The sequence below is a fragment of the Desulfonauticus autotrophicus genome, assembly GCF_055381725.1.
The window spans coordinates 1,597,611-1,617,628 of record NZ_AP042395.1 but is presented as its reverse complement, the minus strand read 5'-3'; the positions used below and the strand labels follow the sequence as shown (position 1 = coordinate 1,617,628).

The window sequence follows — 20,018 nt, the reverse complement described above, 5'->3', positions numbered from 1 at the left end:
ATGTTTAAAAAATTAAAGGCTTTTTGGCGACAGATTAAACTTCAGCAAAGGTTGAAAGCAGAATTAAAGCCAGCCTATTTTCATAAAACTACAGAAGAAATATTGTATCTGACCAGATTGGCAGAGCAAATTTTACCTCCTGATGAAAAGTTTAAATCCAGAATTGTAAAAATTCGCCTGGAGATGTTAAAGCTTAAAAAGTTAATTGCTGAAGATGAATTTGATAAATTGCCTTTAAAAACCAGACAAGAATTGAGAAAAAGCTTAGAGCTTTCTAAGCACCAATTGGAAGAAAGCCTTGGTTTTGTAAAACCACCTACAAAAATTATTCAATAGAAAAGGAGGTTGTTATGATAGGTATTTCCAAGCTTTATTGTGATAATATTGAGCCTTCAGATGCCTTGCGTTATGGCAGGCATTCTAAAAAATTACCTTCCCATTTGCTCCAATTTTCCAAAGACAAAAAACCGGTAGTAGTCTGGAATATGACCAAAAGGTGTAACTTGCGTTGCGTGCATTGTTATGCCCAGGCAGTAAGTGAAGAAGGAGTAGATGAAATTTCTACCACCAGGGCCAAAGAGATTATTGATGATCTGGCCAGTTATGGCGCTCCTGTACTGTTATTTAGTGGTGGAGAGCCCTTGGTGCGAAAGGATTTGGTAGAGCTTGCCCATTATGCTGTATCCAAGGGCATGCGTGCAGTTATTTCCACCAATGGCACTCTTATTACCAGGGAAAAGGCCAAGGAGTTAAAAGAGGTAGGGCTTTCTTATGTGGGGATTTCCCTGGATGGGGGAGAAGAGGTGCACGACCGCTTTCGCAAAGTACCTGGCTCCTTTCAAAAGGCCATGGAAGGCGTAGAAAACTGTCAAAAAGAAGGTTTAAAGGTAGGATTGCGTTTTACCATCAATAAGAGAAATGTAGAGGAAGTTCCCAAGATATTTAAGATTTTAGAGGAAAGGGAAATTCCCCGGGTATGTTTTTATCATTTAGTCTATTCTGGTCGAGGCTCAGAGTTGATTAAAGAGGATTTGGATCATGCTGAGACCAGGAAAGTGGTAGATTTGATTATGGACTTGACCCAGGAACTATTTGCCAGGGGCAAGAAAAAAGAAGTTTTGACTGTAGATAATCACGCTGATGGCCCTTATGTTTACTTAAGGTTGTTAAAAGAAAATCCCGCCAGGGCAGCAGAGGTGTACGAGCTTTTGCAGTTTAACGAAGGCAATAATTCTGGAAGAGGAATAGGTTGTATTTCCTGGGATGGAAGCGTTCACGCAGATCAGTTCTGGCGTAATCACACCTTTGGCAATGTCCTGGAAAGGCCTTTTTCTGAAATCTGGGAAGATCCCAGGATTGAACTGTTGCAAAAGTTAAAAAACAAAAAGGCTTATGTAAAAGGTAGATGTGCTAAGTGTAAGTATTTAAACATCTGTGCAGGTAATTTCAGGGCTAGAGCTGAAGCCTATTATGGCGATATCTGGGCTCCAGACCCTGCCTGCTATCTCACAGATGAGGAAATAGGCTTAAAATAAGGTTCTTTAACTTTTTCTGGTGCCTAACTCAGGCTTAATAGGGAATCCTGTGCAAATCAGGAGCGGTCCCGCCGCCGTGAGCCCTAAGAAAACCTAAACTTCCTGGTGTGCCACTGCCTAAAAAGGTGGGAAGGCCGAAGTTTAGGGGGGTGAGCCGGAAGACCTGCCAGAAAAGTCTGGACCGTTTGGGTAACGGGGGCTTTACCCAAACGCGTGTCTTTTTTTGGCTAGCCCCAAAAAATTGAAGGGGGTTTGTTATGTCCTATTCTTTCTCCTTTATTTTCAGCCTTTTTTTCTTTTTTTTAGTCTTTTTTCTGGCCAGACCCTGGCTCAAACCGCAAAGCAGGGGATTTTGTTGGTAACTTTTGGTTCTTCTTATCAGCAAGCGGAAAAGGCTTATGAGCTTATTGACCAGAAGGTTAAAAAAGCCTTTCCCAGAACGCCTGTTTACTGGGCTTATACTTCTAAAAAAATAAGAAACAAACTGGCTAAAGAAGGGAAGCAGATTGATTCTCCTCCCCTGGCTTTGGCCAAAATGTTGGAGCAGGGGTTTAGTGAAGTGGTAGTGCAGTCTTTGCATGTAATTCCTGGAGAAGAATTTGACTATCTTAAGCAGGTAGTAAATAGTTTTGCCCATTTACCCAAGGGGTTTAAAAAGATTAGCCTGGGTAAACCCCTTCTTTATTCCAGTAAGGATGTGAAAGAAGTGGTAAAAAAACTTTATCCTGTTTTACCAAAGTTAAATAAAGAAGAAGCCTTTTTATTTATGGGGCATGGTACTGAACATCCTGCAGATGTATATTATGCAGGCCTTAATTACTGGTTGCAAAATAAAGATAAGAGGTTGTTTTTAGCTACTGTAGAAGGTAGCATAGAGCTAGAAGATATTTTACCTGACTTGCGCAAGAACAAAATTAAAAGAATTTATTTAATGCCTTTTATGAGTGTGGCTGGAGACCATGCCCACAATGATTTAGCTGGAAAAGAAGAAGACTCCTGGGCAAGCACACTAACTAAACTTGGCTTTGAGTGTGTACCCTATTTAAAAGGCTTGGGAGAAATAGAAAGTGTAGTAGATATCTGGGTCAAGCATCTGCAACAAGCTTATAAGGAATTGGATAATTGAAATCTTTTCAGGTAAAAAAAGGACATTTTTATGCCCTGGGAGTAGGTCCAGGAAGTGCGGACTTACTTACCTTGCGAGCAGTAAAGGTTTTACAGGAGGCAGAGGTTATTTTTTGCCCTGCCTCTTTAAAAAAACAAGAAAGCTTGGCCCTAAAGATAATTTCTCCCTATGTGCAGGAGCAGCAAATCAGAGTGGTCTCTTATCCTATGCAGAAAAATTCCAGCCAGACCTGGGCCCACTGGCAAAAAATAGCCACAGAGATTGTGAAGTTGTGTGAGCAAGACAAAGTGGTAGCCCAGGTTACCCTGGGAGACCCTCTTTTTTATAGCACCAGTTGTTATTTGTTGAGCTTATTACAACCTCTTTTAAAGAAAAAGATTCATGTAGTTCCAGGCATTACAGCCTTTCAGGCAGCTTCAGCCAGGTTTAATCTGCCCCTTAGTTTGCAGGAAGACAGCTTTCTTTTACTGCCTGGAAGTGATGTAAAAAGGCTGGAAAAGGCCTTAACCTGCTGTGAGACGCTGGTTATTTACAAGGCTGGAAAAAACTTAAAGTCTATTTTAGACTTACTGGAAAAAAAGGATTGCTGGCTGACACCTATCTGGTTGCTTATGTGGAGCAGGAAGAAGAATATCTTGTTCACCAGCCAAGCCCGGATATAAAACTTCCCGGTTATCTGGTAACCATTATTGTCAAACTCGGGCATAAACCCTGGACTGAAAGTGAGAACAGGACTTAGTACAGGCACCTATGCTGCAGCCCTGGCCAAGGCCAGCGTGTGTTTGCTTTTGGGTAAGGCTAAAAGACTCAAAAGCATCTGGGTCTTGTTGCCAGATAAAAGATGGGTAAGAGTGGTGCTTACCAAAGCAAGACTTCTCTCTAGCCATAAGGCTGTGGCCTGGGCCAAAAAGGATGCTGGTGATGACCCTGATGTCACCCATAAAATGACTTTAGGTTGTTTGGCTTTGCTTCGAGAAGACAAGCAAATTGTGTTTAAAAGAGGCAAAGGGATTGGAGTGATAACCAGGCCAGGTTTACCTTTACCCATAGGAGAAGTGGCCATAAATCCCAGTGTAAGAAGGTTGATTGCAAAAAACCTGCACAACCTTTCTACTGCAGGAGTGGAGCTTACTTTTATGGCGCCTTTGGGAGAAAGGATAGCTTTAAAAACCTTTAATCCCCGCCTGGGTATTAAAGGAGGAATTTCCCTTTTAGGTACCACGGGCAGAGTAAGGCCCTTTTCTAAAGAAGCTATTAGAAAAACTATTGAACTTCATTTAAATTCCTTACTTGCCCAAAAAATAAATCCTCTGGTTTTGGTGGCTGGCAATTTGGGGAAAAAAGCAGCTTTAAAACTTGAATTTTCTGCAGAGCATATCGTAGAAGTAGGTAATGACTGGCAGACAGCCTTTTCCTTTTTAGAGGAAAAAGAGGTAAAAGACTTGGTTATTCTAAGCCATCCAGGAAAACTCTTGAAATTTTTAAGTAAAGAATTTTACACCCACAGCAAATACTCTTCTTCTGCCTTAAAAGCTCTTGCCAGTTATGGCTTTAATCCAGATAGTTTTAACACTGTAGAGGATTTTTTTCTGACTTTAGATAATCCGGATATTATTCATAAAATGTTAAAGGATGTAAAAAAGTCAATTCTGGATAATTTTAATCTCATGGTTAATAGCTTAAGGGTTTACTTTATAAATTACAAGAGTGAAATTATCGCTTATGCCTAAGCTTAGTATTATTGGCTGTGGTCCAGGAAATCCTTCTTATTTATTGCCTGTAGCCAGAGAAAAGGCCCTGGAGCAGGATTTGCTTGTTGGCAAAAAGATGTTTTTGGATTTTTTCCCTGAATTTAAAGGAATAAAAAGAGAACTTTCCTCATCTTTACAGAAAGAAATAGGCTTTTTAAAGCAGGAAATACACAAAGTAAAGGTGGGATTACTGGTAAGTGGCTCTCCCTTGCAGTTTAGTTTGGCCAGGCTGGTCTTAAAAGAAGTTGGCCGTAAAAATTGTGTAATTATTCCAGGTATAAGTGTGGTTGAAGTGGCTTTAGCCAGACTGGGGCTGGATAGAGAAAAATTGTTTGTAAGCAGTTTTCACGGCCGAAGGCCTTTGTTGAAGCCAGAGGACCTTTTATCCTTTGAGCACTGGGTATTTTTTCTGGATAGGGATTTGAGCTGGCTTAAAGAACAGGAATTTTTATTTTCCCTGGGTAAGTTTTTTTATCTAGAAAACTTAACCTTGCCTGAAGAAAGGGTGTTAGCCTTAAAGAGCAGTGAAAATTTACCTCAAGTTAAGGGCCCAGCCCTTGTGGTAGGAAGTAAATGGCTATAGCTTATATTACCTTTTCCAGGGAAGGATACTCTTTGGCCGAGAGGTTAAAGGAAGAACTGGGGGGAAGTATCTATTTTCATGAAAGTATAGGCGCTAAAGAAGGTATCTCTTTTCCTAAAGTAGGAGAAGTTATCCCAGAGATTTGGAGGGTTTATTCCAGGATAGTTTTTTTAGGGGCTAGTGGGATTGCAGTGCGAAGTATTGCCCCTTTACTCGTTCATAAAACTGTGGACCCTGCAGTGGTAGTGGCAGATATTGGAGGCAGGTTTGTTTTTAGTTTGCTTTCCGGACACGAAGGTGGAGCCAACCTGCTGGCTTATGCAGTGGCCAATGTTTTAGGTGCCCTTCCTGTTATCACCACTGCTTCAGAAGCTCGTAAGGATATTGTGGTCGGCCTGGGCTGTAGAAAAGGGGTGAGTCTAGAAGACTTAAAAGAGGCCTTACTTAGGGCTTTGGCCAAGGTAGAGGTGGATATTACTAGAGTAAGGCACATTGCTACCCTAGAAGTAAAAAAAGGAGAGCCAGGCTTATTAGCCCTTTCCCGGGAGCTAAAGATTCCCTTACTTTTTTTGAAAAGGAAAGGATACTGACCTCTCCCTATGTTTTGCCAGGTTCTTCCTTTGTCTTAAAGAAGGTGGGTGTACCTGCTGTGGCTGAACCAGCCTGCCTTTTAGCCAGTCATCAGCCCAAACTTATTTTAAGGAGAATGGTATGGAAAAATACCACCATTGCCCTGGCTCAGGAGCAATTTTTGTCCTGGGAATAGGGCCTGGGGATAAAAAATATAGAACGCTTTATGCTGAAGAAATTTTGAGTAAATGTCAGGCTCTGGTGGGTTATCACAAGTATCTGGAGCTGGTAAGAGACCATTTTGAGCACAAACAAATCTTTTCTTCAGGCATGGGCCAGGAGATTTTAAGGGTGGAAAAGGCCCTGGAATTGGCAGAAGAAGGCTTAATTGTGGGAGTTGTGTCCTCAGGTGACCCTGGCATTTATGGAATGGCTGGCCTGGTTTTAGAATTAATGCAGAAAAGAGAAAAGTTTTTGCCTGTGGAAATCATTCCCGGAGTAAGTGCCGGGCAATATCTGGCAGCTAAAGTGGGTGCTCCTCTTATGCTGGACTTTGCCTGTGTGAGTTTAAGTGATTTGCTTATTGCCTGGGAAAAGATAGAAGGCAGGCTTTTGGCCCTGGCCCAGTCTGACCTGGTTACGGTGCTTTATAATCCCAGGAGTAAAAAAAGGACCTGGCAGCTAAAAAGAGCTAAAGAAATTTTTTTACGCTTTCGTCCTCCCCATACCTGGGTGGCGATAGGAAAAAATCTTAGCCTGGATAGGGAAAAGTTTATTTTAACCACTTTAAAGGATTTGAATTTAGAAGTGGTGGACATGCGTACCACTTTGATTATTGGTAATGACACCACCCAAAAGCTAGGTGATTTTTTGGTCAGTTTACGGGGATATGCCCGGAAAATGACTTAAGTTTTTTCCAGAACTAAAATTACCTCTAAATGATAGGTTTGGGGAAACATGTCCAAAAATTCCAGATAAGTAAGGTTAAAACCCTGTTTCCAGAAAGGTTTTAAGTCCCTTAAAGTATTTACTATATCGCAAGAAATCCAGACTATTTTTTTTAATCCAGAGAGATGGGCAATATTGTGCAGGTTGGGAGCTCCACTTCGGGGCGGGTCAATGATAACTGCCTCTGGTTTAAACCTGCTTACTGGTTCCAGGTCTTTATTTAGATTGGCCCGGGCTAGCGTTAGTTTTAACTGGTTAAACTGAGCAGTATATTTGGCTAACTCCAGGCTTTTGGGGTTTTCCTCCACCAGGAGCACTTTTTTCCCCAGATAGGCCAAAGCCAAGGCAAAGTTGCCCATTCCTCCGTAAAGGTCAGCTATCCTTTCTTCCTCTTTTAAAAGCGTACACGCCCGTTCTATGAGCAGGTTGTTGAGCCTAAAATTGGCCTGAAAGAAGGTATTGGCAGAGAGAAAATAGGTTAGGGGCAAGTTTTTTAAGGGAAAGCTTAAAAGTTCCTCATCTCCTTCTATACTGGTTTTTCCCTGCGGTGAACTGGCCACTACATAGGAACCCTTAGATTTGTTTTGGACCAGATTTTTAAGGTTGTGGCCCAGGGTTTTATCCAAAAGCAGGCAATCCTGAATGGGAAAGGTTTTATGGGAATTTAACTGATAGTAGCAGGGCTTTCCTTTGTGGACAAAGACCTCTCCTCTGTAGCGATATCTCCAGTTTTTGGGAGAAGGAGTGATTAAAAAATCTATTTTTTGTTTTAAGCCTCTTTGTAAGGCGTCTTCTAAGATTTGCTTTTTAAAAATCAGTCCATCCTGGGCGCGTACATGCCCAAAAGTACAACCGCCACAAACTGGAGAATGGGGACAGGGATGTTTTCTACGCCAGGGGGAAAATAGGACTTTTTGGCAGGTGGCTAAACAAAAATCCTTTTTTTCTTTATAGATTTCAACGAGTACTTGTTCCTGGGGGAAGCAGGGCGGAGAAATAAGGATAATTTTTTCTTCTTTGGTTTTAGCTAAGGCTTTACCCCGCCAAACAAGCTTTTCTACAGTTACTTCCAAGGGCATTTACTTAAGAGGGGTAAAGATAACGATCCCAAATAATTTTACCTCTACTTTTTTTGTACTTTCTAAGCAAAACATAAATCGCTCCTGCTCCCCCATGACATGGTAGAGCTGAACAGAAGGCTAAAACTATCCGTTTAAGTGGCTCTCTGGTAAGCCAGGATTGTACTTCTCTTTTGAGCACCCCCAGGCCCAAAGGAGAGTTAATTCCTCTGCCGGTAATAATTAATAAACAGCGTTTGTTTTGTAAATAGTTGTCTCGCACAAATTCTAAAAAGGTTATCTTGGCATCATCTACTGTAAAGCCATGTAAATCCAGAGTGGCCTCTATACTAAACTCGCCTCTTTTTAACTTGTTTAGAACCTTTTGATTAACCCCTTTAACAGAACCTTGCAAATATTCATCAGTATATTCCACCAGAAATTCAAAATTACCTGTAAAAAACTGTTCCCATTCTTTGGGCTCTTGTACTTTGACCTTACTTTTTTTGGGTAAGGTTATTTCTGGTCCTTTTTGTTTTAAAGGCTCTACATCAGCCATGGCCTGCCAAAAAAGCTCTAAGTCCTCCTCCTTTTTGGGCGCAGGCTTTATTTTAGGTTTTTCCCTTTTTCAGGAAACTTTTCCTTGGGAAGTTTCTTAAAGGGGTTGTGCATGGCTAGATAATTACCAGTCTTTTGATGATGTTTAAGACTTCTTCTGCCTCATCTACCACAAAAAAGATATCAAAATCCTGCTCCTTAATAAATTTTTTGGGCAAGAGCTTGTTTTTAAACCAGTCCAGTAAGGGAGACCAAAAATCTTTGCCCACCAAAATGATGGGAAAGGGTTTTATTCTTCTGGTTTGAGTAAGGACCAGGGCTTCGCTCAGTTCATCCAGGGTGCCAAAGCCACCAGGCATGACTACATAAGCCATGGCATACTTGATAAACATTACCTTGCGGACAAAAAAGTAGCGAAAATCACAACGCAGGGTGGTGTATTCATTGGGCTTTTGTTCAAAGGGTAAATGGATGTGCAAACCTACAGACTTTCCCCCGCCTTCTAAAGCCCCTTTATTTCCGGCTTCCATTAGACCAGGCCCACCTCCAGTGATGACTCCATATCCAGCTTCAGCCAATTGTTTGGCTATCTGATAAGTAAGCTGGTATTCTTTTTCTTCTGGACTTACTCTGGCTGAGCCAAAAATGGAGACAGCAGGGCCTAAGTCATTCAGGTTTTCAAAACCATCCACAAATTCAGCCATTATTCTGAATAAACGCCAGGCATCTTTATGCGACAGGTCATCAATTAAATATTGTTTGGATAATCCCATTTTCCCTCCCTAAAATTTATATTGCCAGCAATTGTTTGGTATGAGCAGAATTTAGTCAAGAAAAAAGTGGGCTTAAAGATATTCTACTCTATTTCTACCTTTATTTTTGGCCTGGTAGAGGGCCTGGTCTGCCTGCTCGATGAACTTTTCTGGAGAAGTGCCTTTATAGGTGGTTACTCCCAGGCTAATAGTTATTCTTTCCCAGGGTGATTTTTCATGTTCAATGGTTAGACTTTCTATTCTTTGCCGAATTTTTTCAGCCAGATATTGAGCTCCTTCTAAGCTTACATGGGGTAGTAAAACAATAAATTCTTCTCCTCCAAAGCGACAGAGCAGGTCTTCTTTTCTTTTTAGTTCTTTTAAAATATGGCTGGCTACAGTCTTAAGTATTACATCTCCCTGCAGGTGACCATAGGTATCATTGTATTTTTTAAAAAAGTCAATGTCTATTAGAATTAAGCTAAGAGGATAATGATGCCTTTTACTTCGGTTTATTTCTTCTAAAATGCGCTGATTAAAATATCTTCTATTCCATATTCCAGTCAGAGCATCTGTATAGGCCTGGTTTTCTATTTTAGTATAAGAATCCTTTAACTCTTGCCCTAAAAAACAGATAAAAAAACAACCAGAAAGCAGGATAAGAATGTGCATTCCTAGGGTAGGATAAATGGAGAGGCGTTGGAAGGGAAAGTTAATAAGCAGAGCTCCCAGGGTTTCTCCCACCTGGTGCTGGTGTTCACTGTCCAGCTTATTATGACAGGTTAAACACTCTTTTTCAGCTTTTAAGGGGTAAAGATAGTAAAAAAAGTCCTGCTTTTCTTTTTTTTCTAGAAAAAGAGGGGATTCTTTGTTTTTAATAAAGAATTTACCCAGGCTTTTTCTTTGCCCTTGGGTAAATTATCTGGATTTAGAGGATGAGTTCCTAGCATTTTGAATTTAACTTTTTCTTGTTTATAACTTAACTCAGATAGTTGTTTGACCATGTAGGAAGGATTTACTTTAGTTAAGAATTTGTTTTGGGTCTGAATGTCTCTATCAGGGGTTTTAAGGTAAGGGTTAGGAGGAGTATTTGGGCTTGCTTCAACATATACTCCTCCCTTTTGGGCATTCCACTTGCGCATAAGCAGAACCAATTTGGCCGTGGTTTCGCCAATTTCTTTGGCTCTTTGTATATTTTGTTTAGGGATAGAGGTAATCTCCACATAGGAATAAGAGCCAAAGCCAACTATCCAGACTAAAAGAAAGAAGGGTATAAATACTTTGGGATTAAACTCTGGTTTTAAATCCATTTTAAAACTTGTTCTGTAAAATAGGATAAAATAAGTTCTGCTCCTGCCCGTTTTATAGCGATTAGGCTTTCCAGTACTACGCTTTTTTCATCTAACCAGCCCTTTTGAACAGCTGCTTTGATTTGAGCATATTCTCCACTTACCTGGTAGGCTGCCAGGGGATAGGCAAAGTTGTCTTTTAAGAGGCGAAGGATATCCAGGTATGGTAAAGCAGGCTTTACCATAAGGATATCTGCTCCTTCTTTGATATCTGCCTTAGCTTCCCGCAAGGCCTCTAAAGAATTCCTGGGGTCCATTTGATAGGATTTTCTGTCTCCAAACTGGGGAGCGCTTTCAGCTGCTTCTCGAAAAGGACCATAAAAGGAAGAGGCGTATTTGACCGCATAGGACATAATAGGCGTTTCTACAAATCCCTTTTTATCAAGGGCCTTTCTAATGGCCTTTACCCTGCCGTCCATCATATCCGAAGGGGCTACAATGTCTGCTCCAGCTTGAGCATGGGAAAGGGCTGTTTTGGCCAGAAGCTCTAAAGTGGAGTCGTTTTGCACATATTTGTCTTTAATAATCCCGCAATGCCCATGTGAAGTATACTCACAGAGACAAACATCTGTGATGATTATTAGTTCTGGATAGGCTTCTTTTAGGGTCTTGACGCTTTTTTGGATGATTCCATCTGGATTATAGGCCTCGCTGGCAACTTCATCCTTGTGAGCAGGAATCCCAAAGAGAATAAGACTCTTAAGTCCTGCTTCTACTGCTTGTCCCACTTTTTCCTTGAGTTTTGGTAAAGAGAGTTGATATTGTCCAGGCATGGAACTTATTTCCTGGCAAAAGGAACTGTCTTCTGTTTCCACCACAAAATAAGGTTGCACCAGGTCTTCAGGGTGTAGTCTGGTTTCAGCTATTATTTCCCTGAGAGCAGTAGTTCTTCTAAGTCTTCTTCCTCTAAAAAAGCCCATAATACACTCCTAGATTGAATTGTTTTTAAGTTAAGAAAAGCTATCTTTTTCCCTTTTCCATGGCAGAAAATTAAATAAAGGACAACTCCCTTTTCCTTTCTCTTTTTTATAACTTGTTTTTATTTTTATTGATTTTTTTTGAAGGAATTTTATATGAGAAAATAAAAAGGAGGCTTCAAATGGCTGGATTTGGTTATGGTTATCATCCCTATGGGATGGGGTTTGGCATGGGCTGGGGTATGCTAATTTTTCTCATCCTGGTGATTGGGCTTATATGGGTCTTAATTAGGCAGAGTGCTGGGAGGCCAGGGGAGTATCCTGGTAAAGAAAAACTCCTCTGGAAATTTTAAAAGAAAGATACGCTCGAGGTGAAATAGATAAGCAGGAATTTGAAGAAAAAAGAAAGATTTGTTGTCTTAAAAGTGGTTGCACTTTTTGCACCTTTAGAGAGAAAATAAGTGCGATAATTTGCACTTTTTAATTCTGGAAATAAAAGCATACTTCGTGTAACCATCTAAAATGAATAGTTTTTTATCTTTGGCATGTTAACTGTATAACTGAGAACGACATCTGAAATTTAAAAAAGGAGGCTTTTTATGAAAAGGTGGTTTAGTTTAGGAGCACTGGTTTTAACTTTGGCTTTAGTAGCTTCTGCTTTTGCCTTTAGGGGGCCAGGATATTATGGCTATGGCATGGGGCCTGGTATGATGTACGGCTATGAGCAAGATGGAGATGAAGTTGGACCAGGGTATTATGGTATGGGGCCGGGTATGATGTTTGGCGGTTATGGTAGAGGTCACTGCCCTGGACCTGGTATGATGTTTGGTGGTTACGGTATGGGGCCTGGCATGATGTACGGTGGATTTAATTATAGCCCAGAACAACAACAAAAGTTCTTTGAGTTGAGACAGAAGTTTCATAACCAGGTTTATCCCTTAAACCAGGAACTCTGGAGTGTTCAAACAGAGCTTAATGCAGAATTGTTTAAGAACAATCCTGATGTTAAGAAAATTGAAAAGCTGAATAAGAAAATTGCTGAACTTAGAGCTGAACTGTTGAAAAAGCAGATAGAGTTTAGAAAAGAGTTGCAAAAAGAGCTTACTACAAATAAGTGAAGTGAAAATTGAAAAAGCTCAGAGAGGTTTAAGCCCTCTGAGCTTTTATTTTCCTTTTGGAAAATAAATAGCAAGAGGAAGCAGGCAACTTCCCTGGCTATTTAAGTTTTTAATTCTCCTTTGAAGTCAAATAAATTTCTTTTTTGTCCCCAACTAGTTAATTTCTGTTAAAGTCTCTTATTTAACTCAAGCCAGAACAACTAAAAATCAAGAAAAAGCCCAATCTTTAGTTGACAACCAGCTTGGGTGCAGATTAAATGAAATTTTCTCTTTTGCGAGAGTGGCGGAATTGGTAGACGCACTGGACTTAGGATCCAGCGGCTTGTCCGTGGGGGTTCGAGTCCCCCCTCTCGCACCAGTCATTTTAAGGAGGTTTTTTAAGTTATGGAATATCAAGTGGAAGAAGTCTCTGCTGTTAAGAGAAAGGTAAAGGTTCAGGTACCTGCGGAAGAAGTAAATGCAGCCTTGGGGGCAACTATTGCCCTTTATCGCAGAGATGTGGATTTAAAAGGATTTAGAAAAGGTAAAGTGCCTGCTTCGGTTATAGAGAGCAGATTTAAAAAGCAGATTTATAATGAAGCTCAGACAGACCTTATTAATTTACATATAAATGAAATTTTAAATGAGTTAAAAATTGCTCCTCTTTCTCGCATTGATGTGGATGCTGGAGAGTTTAAAAAGGGAGAAGACTTTAGCTATTCTTTTAGCTTTGAAGTTGCTCCTCAGTTTGAACTGCCAGAATATAAGGGGCTTAAGGTAGAAGAAGAGGAAGTGGTTGTAGAGGAAGAAGAGGTTGAAGCTGTAATCAAGAGACTGCAGGAGAGAATGGCTGAATTTGTGGTTATTGATGAAGATAGAGAGCCCAAGCCTGGAGAGGCAGTGGTGGTTGATTTTAAGGCCTTTGATGGGGATAAGCCTTTAGAAGGGATTGCAGCTACCAATTTTCAATTGGTGTTAGGAGAAGGTCAGGCTTTAGAAGACTTTGAAAAGATTATCTATGGCCTTAAGTCCGGACAAACCGGCGAAGGTGAAGTTGCCTTGCCTGAAGATTTTATTAACAAAGATTTGGCCGGTAAGACTATTAAAATGCAGGTAACCTTACACGCTGTTAAGGAAAAGAAATTGCCTGCTTTAGATGATGGTTTTGCCCGAAAGGCTGGAAACTTCAAAAACTTAGAAGAATTAAAGGACTCCATTAGAAAGTCCTATACTGCCACCCGCAAGGAACTAAATAAGAGTGTGGCTCAGAAAAAACTTTTGGATGACCTTAAGGAAAAGGTGGAATTTGAATTGCCTCCTTCTTTGGTGGAGTTTCATTTAGAACAAAAAATTAGAAAATACATAGATAGGCTGGAAAGACAGGGTAAAAGCCTGGAATCCACAGGCAAGACCCTGGAGGATTTAAAAGAGGAATATAGGGCTGAAGCTGAGGATATTGCCAAGTCTGAGATTTTGTTGTTGGCTATTGCCCAGCAGGAGAACCTCACAGTAGATCAAAGCGAAATGGAAGCAGAAATTCAAAAAATAGCCACCTATTCTGGCCAGACCTTTGATGCAGTGTGGGAGTTTTATGAGAAAAATAACCTGATGATTGCGCTTAAGGATAAGATTTTAGCTGACAAGGCCATGGAGCTTATCTATTCAGAGGCAGAAGTGACCTTGGTACCTCCCAAGGCAAAAGAAGAAGACAGCCCTCAGGATAAACAAGAAGAAGAAAAATAAGCGTGGGAAAAGGGGGCTTTAAGCCCCCTTTTTGCTTTTTGTCCTTCCCTTTCTGCGTGAAAACAGGGTCTAGTCAAACCTGTAAAAAAAGATTATCTTTTTACCTAGAAATTTAAAAATAAAAGGAGTTTTCTATGTCTTATACCATTCCCATGGTTATTGAAACTACAGGCAGGGGTGAACGAGCCTATGATATTTTTCTCGACTTTTAAAGGACAGAATTATTTTACTGGGTACTCCTATTGACGATAGAGTGGCCAATCTCATCTGTGCCCAGCTTTTGTTTTTGGAATCAGAAAATCCAGAAAAAGAGATTAATTTTTATATTAATTCTCCTGGCGGTTCAGTGACTGCTGGTCTGGCCATTTATGATACCATGCAGTATATTTCTGCTCCTGTGGCTACGGTTTGCATTGGTCAGGCTGCCAGTATGGCCGCTATTTTGTTGGCTGCAGGAGAAAAGGGAATGCGTTATGCCCTTCCCCACAGCAGGATTCTTATTTATCAGCCCATGGGTGGATTTCAGGGACAGGCTACGGACATTGACATTCAAGCCAGAGAAATTATTCGTTTGAAGAGTATTTTAAATGAAATTTTGGCCAAACATACTGGAGCTGATATCAAGAAAGTGGAAAAAGATACCGATAGAGATTTTTATATGGGAGCAGAAGAAGCAGTGGAATATGGCCTTATTGATAAGGTCCTGGTTTCCAGAGAAGACATTAAATAGAGGTTTTTATGAACAAGACAAAGGATTATTTAAAAGGGATTAAGTGTTCATTTTGTGGGAAGAATCAGGAGGAAGTAGAAAGGCTTATTGCTGGCCCTGATGTATATATTTGTAATGAGTGTGTTGCCCTGTGTGGAGAGATTATCTCGCAGGAGGAAAGTAAGGTTGCTTTTGATGAGCATGAGCTCTTATCTCCAGAAGAGATTAAAAAAGCCCTGGATGGTTATGTTATTGGCCAGGAGCAAGCCAAGAAAATTCTCTCTGTAGCTGTTTATAATCACTATAAGCGAATTCGGTATGCAGATCAGAAACTGGAAGGAGAGGAAGTAGAGCTAGATAAGTCCAATATTTTGCTTATCGGTCCCACTGGTTCTGGAAAAACCCTTTTGGCCAAAACTCTGGCCAGAATTTTAAAGGTGCCCTTTGCCATTGCTGATGCGACCACTTTAACAGAAGCAGGATATGTGGGCGAGGATGTGGAAAATATTCTGGTCCAGCTGGTGCAAAATGCTGATTATGATGTTGCTGCTGCTTCTAAGGGAATAGTATACATCGATGAAATAGATAAGATTGGTCGGAAAGGTGACAACCCCTCTATTACCAGAGATGTTTCTGGAGAAGGAGTACAACAGGCTTTGCTCAAAATTATTGAAGGTACTGTGGCCAATATTCCACCTAAAGGTGGGCGCAAACACCCTCAACAGGAGTTTATTCGCATAGATACCTCCAATATTTTGTTTATTATGGGAGGTGCTTTTATTGGCCTGGAAAAGATTGTGCAGCAAAGAATTGCTGGTACGGCCCTGGGATTTGGAGCCAGGATTTCGAGAAGGGACTACACTACTGATGAACTCCTAACCCAGGTTTCTCCTGAGGACTTAATTCGTTTTGGGCTTATTCCTGAGTTTGTAGGCAGGATTCCAGTGATTACAGCCTTACAGGAGCTTACAGAAGAAGATCTGGTGCGTATCCTGGTAGAGCCCAAGAATGCCCTGGTAAAGCAATATCAAAAACTTTTTGAATTAGATGGAGTAAAATTGCGTTTTACCACCAATGCCTTAAAGGCTATAGCCCAGAAGGCCTATGCCAATAAAACCGGGGCCAGAGGGCTAAGAAGTGTTTTGGAGCGTTTGATGCTGGATGTAATGTACAAACTACCTTCTCTTAAAGATGTTAAAGAGTGTGTGGTCAATAAGGCCGTGGTAGAGAACGGTTTAGAGCCGATTATAATTTATGACGAAGAAACTAAAAGTGCTTAAAAGCTACTTTTAGTTACGAGGTGATTTTGTATGGAAGAAAAAAAATTGCTTTACTTTGCTCCAGAAGAGGAGATTTTACCTGTAATGACCTTGCGGGAAGTGGTAATGTTCCCCAAGGCCATAGTTCCTCTTTTTGTGGGCAGAGAAAAGTCCATGAAAGCTATAGATGCAGCTTTGGCTGATTTTGATAAAAGGATTTTTTTGGTCACGCAAAAAGACCCTGAAATAGAAGACCCTGACAAAGATGATTTGTATGAAGTGGGTTGTGTTAGCCGCATTTTACAGGTCTTTAAGTTGCCTGATGGTACCAACAAGGTGCTCTTTGAAGGTATTTATAGGGCACGCTTAGATAAGGCTACTTTGCTTCAGGGAGATTATTTTCGAGCAAGAGTGACCAGCTATCCAGATAGTGATTATGACAAAAGTGAAGCAGAAGCTCTGATTCGTTTGGTGCAGGAATCTTTAGAAGAGTTTGCTCAATTAAATCCCAAGATGGCCAAAGAGTCCTTGCTCAGTCTATCTTCTTTAAAGGACCCTGCCTTTTTAGCTGATGGGATTTTACCTCACCTGAATGTGAAGTTTCCTGAAAAACAAGAAGTCCTGGAATTGGCCAATCCCCTGCAGAGACTGGAAAAGGTCTATGGCTACCTTCAGGGTGAGATAGAGATTTATTCTTTAGAGCAGAGAATCAAAAATAGAGTCAAAAAGCAGATGGAAAAGAATCAGAGGGAATACTATCTCTCTGAACAACTTAAGGCCATTCACAAGGAAATGGGCAGGGATGTGGACCCCAAGGCAGAATTGGATAAGCTGGAAGAAAAAATTGAAGCCAAAAATATGCCTGAAGAAGCCAAGAAAAGGGCTCTGGAAGAGCTAAAGAAATTAAAAATTACTCCCACCAATTCTGCAGAATATACCGTAAGTTATAATTATATTGACTGGATTTTGGCTTTGCCCTGGAATGAGCTTAAAGATACAGATATTGACCTGGAAGACGCAGCCAGAATTCTGGATGAAGACCATTATGGCCTGGAAAAACCCAAAGAAAGGATTTTAGAATACCTGGCAGTGCAAAAGTTGGCAGGTAAAGTAAAGGGTCCCATATTGTGTCTGGTAGGACCTCCTGGGGTAGGTAAGACTTCCCTGGCCAAGTCTGTAGCCAGAGCTATGCAAAGAGAATTTGTACGCCTTTCCTTAGGTGGAGTTCGGGATGAAGCTGAAATAAGAGGGCATAGGCGTACTTATGTGGGAGCTTTGCCTGGAAAAATTATTCAGAGCTTAAAAAAGGTTCAATACAATAATCCAGTTTTTTGTTTGGATGAAGTGGACAAGATGAGTGCTGACTTTAGAGGCGACCCTGCTGCAGCCCTGTTGGAAGTTTTGGACCCTGAGCAAAATTATGCCTTTAATGACCACTACTTAGACCTGGATTATGATTTGTCTAATATCTTTTTTATCACTACTGCCAATAGTTTACATACCATTCCCTTGCCTTTGCAGGATAGAATGGAAATTATTAAACTACCCGGGTACCTGGAAACAGAGAAAAGAAGATTGCCCGTTATTTTCTTTTGCCCAAGCAATTAAAGGCTACTGGCCTGGAAGAGTCCAGGTTGCGCATCTCTGACGGAGCTATAGAAGAGATTATCCGTCATTATACCAGAGAGGCTGGAGTTAGAAATCTGGAGAGGGAGATTGCTTCTATTTGCCGCAAGGTAGCCAAAAAGCTGGTCAGTGAAAAAGAGACCAGGGAAATTACTATCTCTAAAAATAATCTTGGTAGCTACCTGGGAGTTCCCAAGGTAAAAAGAAGCGATAGGGAAGAACAACCTCTGGTAGGAGTTACGGTGGGACTGGCCTGGACTGAATTGGGTGGAGAAATCTTATTGGTAGAAGCTACCATTATGCCTGGAAGTGGAAAATTAGAGATTACAGGTAAGCTGGGTGAAGTGATGCAGGAAAGTGCCAGAGCAGCTTTAAGTTATGTGCGTTCTCGTTCGGAGGTCTTTGGTTTGAAGCCTGATTTTTACAAGGAAATAGATGTCCATATCCATGTCCCAGAAGCTGCAACCCCTAAAGATGGTCCTTCTGCTGGTATTACTTTGACTACCAGTTTGATTTCTGCACTCTTGAATCTGCCTGTGCGAAATGATCTGGCCATGACCGGAGAGATTACTTTAAGAGGTAGGGTTTTACCCATTGGAGGATTAAGGGAAAAGTTACTGGCAGCCAAGAGGTCAGAAATAAAAGAAGTGCTTATTCCCTGGGATAATCAGAAGGATTTGGAAGAAGTTCCTCAAGAGGTTTTAAAGGGGTTGGAGATTACTCCTGTAAAACATATGGATGAAGTTTTACCCCTGGCTTTAGTGGGAGCTGACAAAGAAAGTCTATTTTGTGGAACTAACAACTGTCTTTCTCTTACTCAAAAACTCCTAAAGGAAGAATTCCGTTCCTCCACTCAACAATAGTTTAAAAAAATAGATTTATTAAAGTAGCCAGGCTTTTTAAAAAAGTCTGGCTTTTTTTTGGTTTTTATTTTAAGTCTACAGAACAAAAAAGGAGGAAGGGGTATGAAAAAGATACTTATTTTATTGGGTTCTGTAGTTTTCTTGTTTATTATTATTTTATTGCTGGCCTATTTTAACTTAAACACTATAGTAGAGCAGGGCATAAAACAGGTAGGTCCTGAAGTAACCAAAACCAGTGTTGACCTGGATAAAGCCAAAATATCTTTGTTTTCAGGCCAGGGAAAACTTTATAATTTTGTCATTGGCAATCCTAAAGGCTTTAGCAGTCCCTATCTTTTTAAGGTAAAAGAATTTGAGTTGGACTTAGAGCCACTTTCTCTACTTAAGGATTTGATAGTTATAGAAAAGATTTATATTGATAGCCCCAGTTTTACTTATGAACTAAAAGGGAAGCAGGACAACTTAAAAACTTTTATTAACAATATGGAGAAAGGAAAGGAAAAGGAAGTAAAGGAAGAAGTAAAAGAAGAAACCAAAGAAAAAAGTGTAGAATCAAAGTCTGAAAAGAGTATTTTAATTAAGGAACTGGTGATTAAAAAGGCTAATGTGGATGTGGTGTTGGCTGATTTTGGACAACAAAAGAGTCAGGTGCTCATAGATGAGATTCGTTTAACTAACCTGGGTGGTAAAGGGAAAAGCGCTAAAGATGTAATGGCTAGAATTAGTGAAGAAATAATTAATAAGGTTATTCCTGGTATAGGCCCTGCAGTAAAGCAATTAACAGAGAAATTAAATAAAGTGGGGGAACAGGTAAAAGAAAATTTAGAAGCGTTAAAGAAGGGCAATTTAAATCAGGAAAAGGTAGAGCAACAGGTAAAAGATTTTAAGAAGGATTTTAAACCTGAAGAATTAGAAGGTCAGTTTAAAAACTTTTTGCCTGGTCAAAAATAATAGAATGGTTTTGAGGTAGAAGAGAAGGTCAAAGTTAAGCCTGGCCTTCTCTTAATTCTTTTCTTACCTTATCCATTATTTCCTGGAGATTCTGCAGAGAAACAAGAAGCTGTTGGCGTGCCTGGGGTGAGATTTGTAAGAGAATTTTTTTGTGGAGTTCGTGTCGAAAGTGTAAGATTTTCTCGATTTGTTCTTTTCCCCTCTTGGTTACAAAACATTTCTTTAACCTGGCATCCTTGGGGTCAGAGGTATAGGAGACCAGGTCTTTATTGATTAAGCCCTGCACCAGACGAGTAACTCTACCTTTGCTAATATCTAAAGTCTTGGTAAGTTTTTTTAAAGGAACAGGTTCTAAACTGGCAATGGCCAGCAAACACTGGGCCTCTGCATAAGGTAGCTCAAAACGTCCGGCCTCATAATCCTGGCGTTTTTGACAGCAGGTAGAAATCTTTTGCAACAAATCTTGAAATTTTTGGGTCTGAACTTCCAAATCTTCTTGTTCTTTGTTCATAAAAATCTTTTGGACTTTTTTTTAACTAAAGTCAAGATAAGTTTGTTCTATTTAAACTTTTAAACGAGCTTTTAGATGGAAAAGAGAAATTGATAAGGATTGAGTTCCTCAG

At 40.3% G+C, this 20,018-nt stretch carries 20 protein-coding genes, 1 tRNA gene, 4 pseudogenes and 1 riboswitch; of the genes and pseudogenes, 17 read left to right on the top strand and 8 right to left on the bottom strand.

Features of this window, described 5'->3' with window-relative positions; translation table 11 throughout:
- The 8 genes and pseudogenes from ACZ42F_RS09210 (at window position 1) to cobJ (ending at window position 6,474) form a co-directional block, all read left to right on the top strand.
- Entirely contained in the window at window positions 1-336 is a 336-nt protein-coding gene (locus tag ACZ42F_RS09210; RefSeq protein ID WP_029970150.1) for a hypothetical protein, read from the top strand.
- A 14-nt stretch (window positions 337-350) separates the two neighbouring features.
- A complete protein-coding gene (ahbC, locus tag ACZ42F_RS09205; protein ID WP_029970152.1) occupies window positions 351-1,535 on the top strand; it encodes a 12,18-didecarboxysiroheme deacetylase in 1,185 nt (394 codons plus the stop codon).
- A riboswitch (cobalamin riboswitch) is annotated at window positions 1,536-1,720 on the top strand. It abuts the gene before it with no gap.
- 167 nt (window positions 1,721-1,887) lie between these two features.
- A complete protein-coding gene (locus tag ACZ42F_RS09200; RefSeq protein ID WP_464278760.1) occupies window positions 1,888-2,661 on the top strand; it encodes a sirohydrochlorin cobaltochelatase in 774 nt (257 codons plus the stop codon).
- On the top strand, window positions 2,658-3,323 hold the full coding sequence (cobI, locus tag ACZ42F_RS09195) for a precorrin-2 C(20)-methyltransferase (protein WP_464278759.1): 666 nt from the start codon (window positions 2,658-2,660) through the stop codon (window positions 3,321-3,323). The genes ACZ42F_RS09200 and cobI overlap by 4 nt, the downstream gene beginning before the upstream one ends.
- Before the next feature lie 60 nt (window positions 3,324-3,383).
- A complete protein-coding gene (cbiD, locus tag ACZ42F_RS09190) occupies window positions 3,384-4,391 on the top strand; it encodes a cobalt-precorrin-5B (C(1))-methyltransferase CbiD (RefSeq protein WP_464278758.1) in 1,008 nt (335 codons plus the stop codon).
- On the top strand, window positions 4,384-4,995 hold the full coding sequence (locus ACZ42F_RS09185) for an SAM-dependent methyltransferase (RefSeq protein WP_464278757.1): 612 nt from the start codon (window positions 4,384-4,386) through the stop codon (window positions 4,993-4,995). Before cbiD ends, ACZ42F_RS09185 begins: the two co-directional genes overlap by 8 nt.
- Window positions 4,986-5,761, top strand: a pseudogene (locus ACZ42F_RS09180) (cobalt-precorrin 5A hydrolase). Before ACZ42F_RS09185 ends, ACZ42F_RS09180 begins: the two are co-directional and overlap by 10 nt.
- Window positions 5,707-6,474: a precorrin-3B C(17)-methyltransferase gene (gene cobJ, locus ACZ42F_RS09175; RefSeq protein WP_464278756.1), complete on the top strand. Its 768-nt coding sequence runs from the start codon at window positions 5,707-5,709 to the stop codon at window positions 6,472-6,474. The pseudogene ACZ42F_RS09180 and the gene cobJ overlap by 55 nt, the downstream one beginning before the upstream one ends.
- Here cobJ and ACZ42F_RS09170 read toward each other — a convergent pair.
- From ACZ42F_RS09170 to hemB, 7 genes and pseudogenes are all read right to left on the bottom strand, one after another.
- Window positions 6,471-7,592, bottom strand: a complete 1,122-nt coding sequence (locus tag ACZ42F_RS09170; RefSeq protein ID WP_464278755.1) for a class I SAM-dependent RNA methyltransferase — start codon at window positions 7,590-7,592, stop codon at window positions 6,471-6,473. The two genes, cobJ and ACZ42F_RS09170, sit on opposite strands and share 4 nt — an antisense overlap.
- A 4-nt stretch (window positions 7,593-7,596) precedes the next feature.
- The gene (locus tag ACZ42F_RS09165) at window positions 7,597-8,130 is read right to left on the bottom strand and encodes a Smr/MutS family protein (protein ID WP_464278754.1); all 534 of its coding nucleotides are present in this window, start codon (window positions 8,128-8,130) and stop codon (window positions 7,597-7,599) included.
- 115 nt (window positions 8,131-8,245) lie between these two features.
- Window positions 8,246-8,902, bottom strand: coding sequence for an LOG family protein (locus ACZ42F_RS09160; protein ID WP_464278753.1), 657 nt, complete (start codon window positions 8,900-8,902; stop codon window positions 8,246-8,248).
- A gap of 72 nt (window positions 8,903-8,974) precedes the next feature.
- A complete protein-coding gene (locus ACZ42F_RS09155) occupies window positions 8,975-9,553 on the bottom strand; it encodes a GGDEF domain-containing protein (protein WP_464278752.1) in 579 nt (192 codons plus the stop codon).
- Window positions 9,554-9,646: 93 nt separating this feature from the next.
- Window positions 9,647-9,760: pseudogene (locus ACZ42F_RS09150) on the bottom strand (c-type heme family protein); the annotation flags it as partial.
- Complete coding sequence (locus tag ACZ42F_RS09145) at window positions 9,730-10,191, bottom strand: hypothetical protein (RefSeq protein ID WP_464278751.1); 462 nt, start codon at window positions 10,189-10,191, stop codon at window positions 9,730-9,732. The pseudogene ACZ42F_RS09150 and the gene ACZ42F_RS09145, both read right to left, overlap by 31 nt.
- Complete coding sequence (gene hemB / locus ACZ42F_RS09140) at window positions 10,182-11,150, bottom strand: porphobilinogen synthase (RefSeq protein ID WP_464278750.1); 969 nt, start codon at window positions 11,148-11,150, stop codon at window positions 10,182-10,184. The genes ACZ42F_RS09145 and hemB overlap by 10 nt, the downstream gene beginning before the upstream one ends.
- A gap of 179 nt (window positions 11,151-11,329) precedes the next feature.
- On the opposite strand from hemB, the gene ACZ42F_RS09135 reads away from it, so the two are divergent.
- The 9 genes and pseudogenes from ACZ42F_RS09135 to ACZ42F_RS09095 all read left to right on the top strand — a co-directional run bounded on the left by ACZ42F_RS09135 (window position 11,330) and on the right by ACZ42F_RS09095 (window position 19,395).
- Window positions 11,330-11,500, top strand: a complete 171-nt coding sequence (locus ACZ42F_RS09135; protein WP_464278749.1) for a hypothetical protein — start codon at window positions 11,330-11,332, stop codon at window positions 11,498-11,500.
- Window positions 11,488-11,631: an SHOCT domain-containing protein gene (locus tag ACZ42F_RS09130; protein ID WP_464280244.1), complete on the top strand. Its 144-nt coding sequence runs from the start codon at window positions 11,488-11,490 to the stop codon at window positions 11,629-11,631. Before ACZ42F_RS09135 ends, ACZ42F_RS09130 begins: the two co-directional genes overlap by 13 nt.
- 115 nt (window positions 11,632-11,746) lie before the next feature.
- On the top strand, window positions 11,747-12,265 hold the full coding sequence (locus ACZ42F_RS09125; RefSeq protein WP_464278748.1) for a Spy/CpxP family protein refolding chaperone: 519 nt from the start codon (window positions 11,747-11,749) through the stop codon (window positions 12,263-12,265).
- A 274-nt stretch (window positions 12,266-12,539) separates the two neighbouring features.
- A tRNA-Leu gene (locus ACZ42F_RS09120) sits at window positions 12,540-12,623 on the top strand.
- 26 nt (window positions 12,624-12,649) lie between these two features.
- A complete protein-coding gene (tig, locus tag ACZ42F_RS09115; protein ID WP_029968468.1) occupies window positions 12,650-13,987 on the top strand; it encodes a trigger factor in 1,338 nt (445 codons plus the stop codon).
- 134 nt (window positions 13,988-14,121) lie between these two features.
- Window positions 14,122-14,717: pseudogene (gene clpP, locus ACZ42F_RS09110) on the top strand (ATP-dependent Clp endopeptidase proteolytic subunit ClpP).
- A gap of 8 nt (window positions 14,718-14,725) precedes the next feature.
- A complete protein-coding gene (gene clpX, locus ACZ42F_RS09105) occupies window positions 14,726-15,976 on the top strand; it encodes an ATP-dependent Clp protease ATP-binding subunit ClpX (RefSeq protein ID WP_464278747.1) in 1,251 nt (416 codons plus the stop codon).
- 30 nt (window positions 15,977-16,006) lie between these two features.
- A pseudogene (lon, locus tag ACZ42F_RS09100) lies at window positions 16,007-18,444 on the top strand (endopeptidase La).
- Between the two features lie 102 nt (window positions 18,445-18,546).
- Window positions 18,547-19,395 (top strand): AsmA family protein, encoded by an 849-nt coding sequence (locus ACZ42F_RS09095; protein ID WP_464278746.1) that lies wholly within the window; start codon window positions 18,547-18,549, stop codon window positions 19,393-19,395.
- Between the two features lie 34 nt (window positions 19,396-19,429).
- Here ACZ42F_RS09095 and ACZ42F_RS09090 read toward each other — a convergent pair whose 3' ends face one another.
- Complete coding sequence (locus ACZ42F_RS09090) at window positions 19,430-19,906, bottom strand: MarR family winged helix-turn-helix transcriptional regulator (RefSeq protein ID WP_464278745.1); 477 nt, start codon at window positions 19,904-19,906, stop codon at window positions 19,430-19,432.
- Between the last annotated feature and the right edge of the window lie 112 nt (window positions 19,907-20,018).

Excerpts from the sequence above, each read along its gene's own strand:
- ACZ42F_RS09210 (WP_029970150.1), top strand. The coding sequence starts at position 1 with ATGTTTAAAAAATTAAAGGCTTTTTGGCGACAGATTAAACTTCAGCAA.
- ahbC (WP_029970152.1), top strand. The coding sequence starts at position 351 with ATGATAGGTATTTCCAAGCTTTATTGTGATAATATTGAGCCTTCAGAT.
- ACZ42F_RS09185 (WP_464278757.1), top strand. The coding sequence starts at position 4,384 with ATGCCTAAGCTTAGTATTATTGGCTGTGGTCCAGGAAATCCTTCTTAT.
- cobJ (WP_464278756.1), top strand. The coding sequence starts at position 5,707 with ATGGAAAAATACCACCATTGCCCTGGCTCAGGAGCAATTTTTGTCCTG.
- ACZ42F_RS09170 (WP_464278755.1), bottom strand. The coding sequence starts at position 7,592 with ATGCCCTTGGAAGTAACTGTAGAAAAGCTTGTTTGGCGGGGTAAAGCC.
- ACZ42F_RS09165 (WP_464278754.1), bottom strand. The coding sequence starts at position 8,130 with ATGGCTGATGTAGAGCCTTTAAAACAAAAAGGACCAGAAATAACCTTA.
- ACZ42F_RS09160 (WP_464278753.1), bottom strand. The coding sequence starts at position 8,902 with ATGGGATTATCCAAACAATATTTAATTGATGACCTGTCGCATAAAGAT.
- ACZ42F_RS09155 (WP_464278752.1), bottom strand. The coding sequence starts at position 9,553 with ATGCACATTCTTATCCTGCTTTCTGGTTGTTTTTTTATCTGTTTTTTA.
- ACZ42F_RS09145 (WP_464278751.1), bottom strand. The coding sequence starts at position 10,191 with ATGGATTTAAAACCAGAGTTTAATCCCAAAGTATTTATACCCTTCTTT.
- hemB (WP_464278750.1), bottom strand. The coding sequence starts at position 11,150 with ATGGGCTTTTTTAGAGGAAGAAGACTTAGAAGAACTACTGCTCTCAGG.
- ACZ42F_RS09135 (WP_464278749.1), top strand. The coding sequence starts at position 11,330 with ATGGCTGGATTTGGTTATGGTTATCATCCCTATGGGATGGGGTTTGGC.
- ACZ42F_RS09125 (WP_464278748.1), top strand. The coding sequence starts at position 11,747 with ATGAAAAGGTGGTTTAGTTTAGGAGCACTGGTTTTAACTTTGGCTTTA.
- tig (WP_029968468.1), top strand. The coding sequence starts at position 12,650 with ATGGAATATCAAGTGGAAGAAGTCTCTGCTGTTAAGAGAAAGGTAAAG.
- clpX (WP_464278747.1), top strand. The coding sequence starts at position 14,726 with ATGAACAAGACAAAGGATTATTTAAAAGGGATTAAGTGTTCATTTTGT.
- ACZ42F_RS09095 (WP_464278746.1), top strand. The coding sequence starts at position 18,547 with ATGAAAAAGATACTTATTTTATTGGGTTCTGTAGTTTTCTTGTTTATT.
- ACZ42F_RS09090 (WP_464278745.1), bottom strand. The coding sequence starts at position 19,906 with ATGAACAAAGAACAAGAAGATTTGGAAGTTCAGACCCAAAAATTTCAA.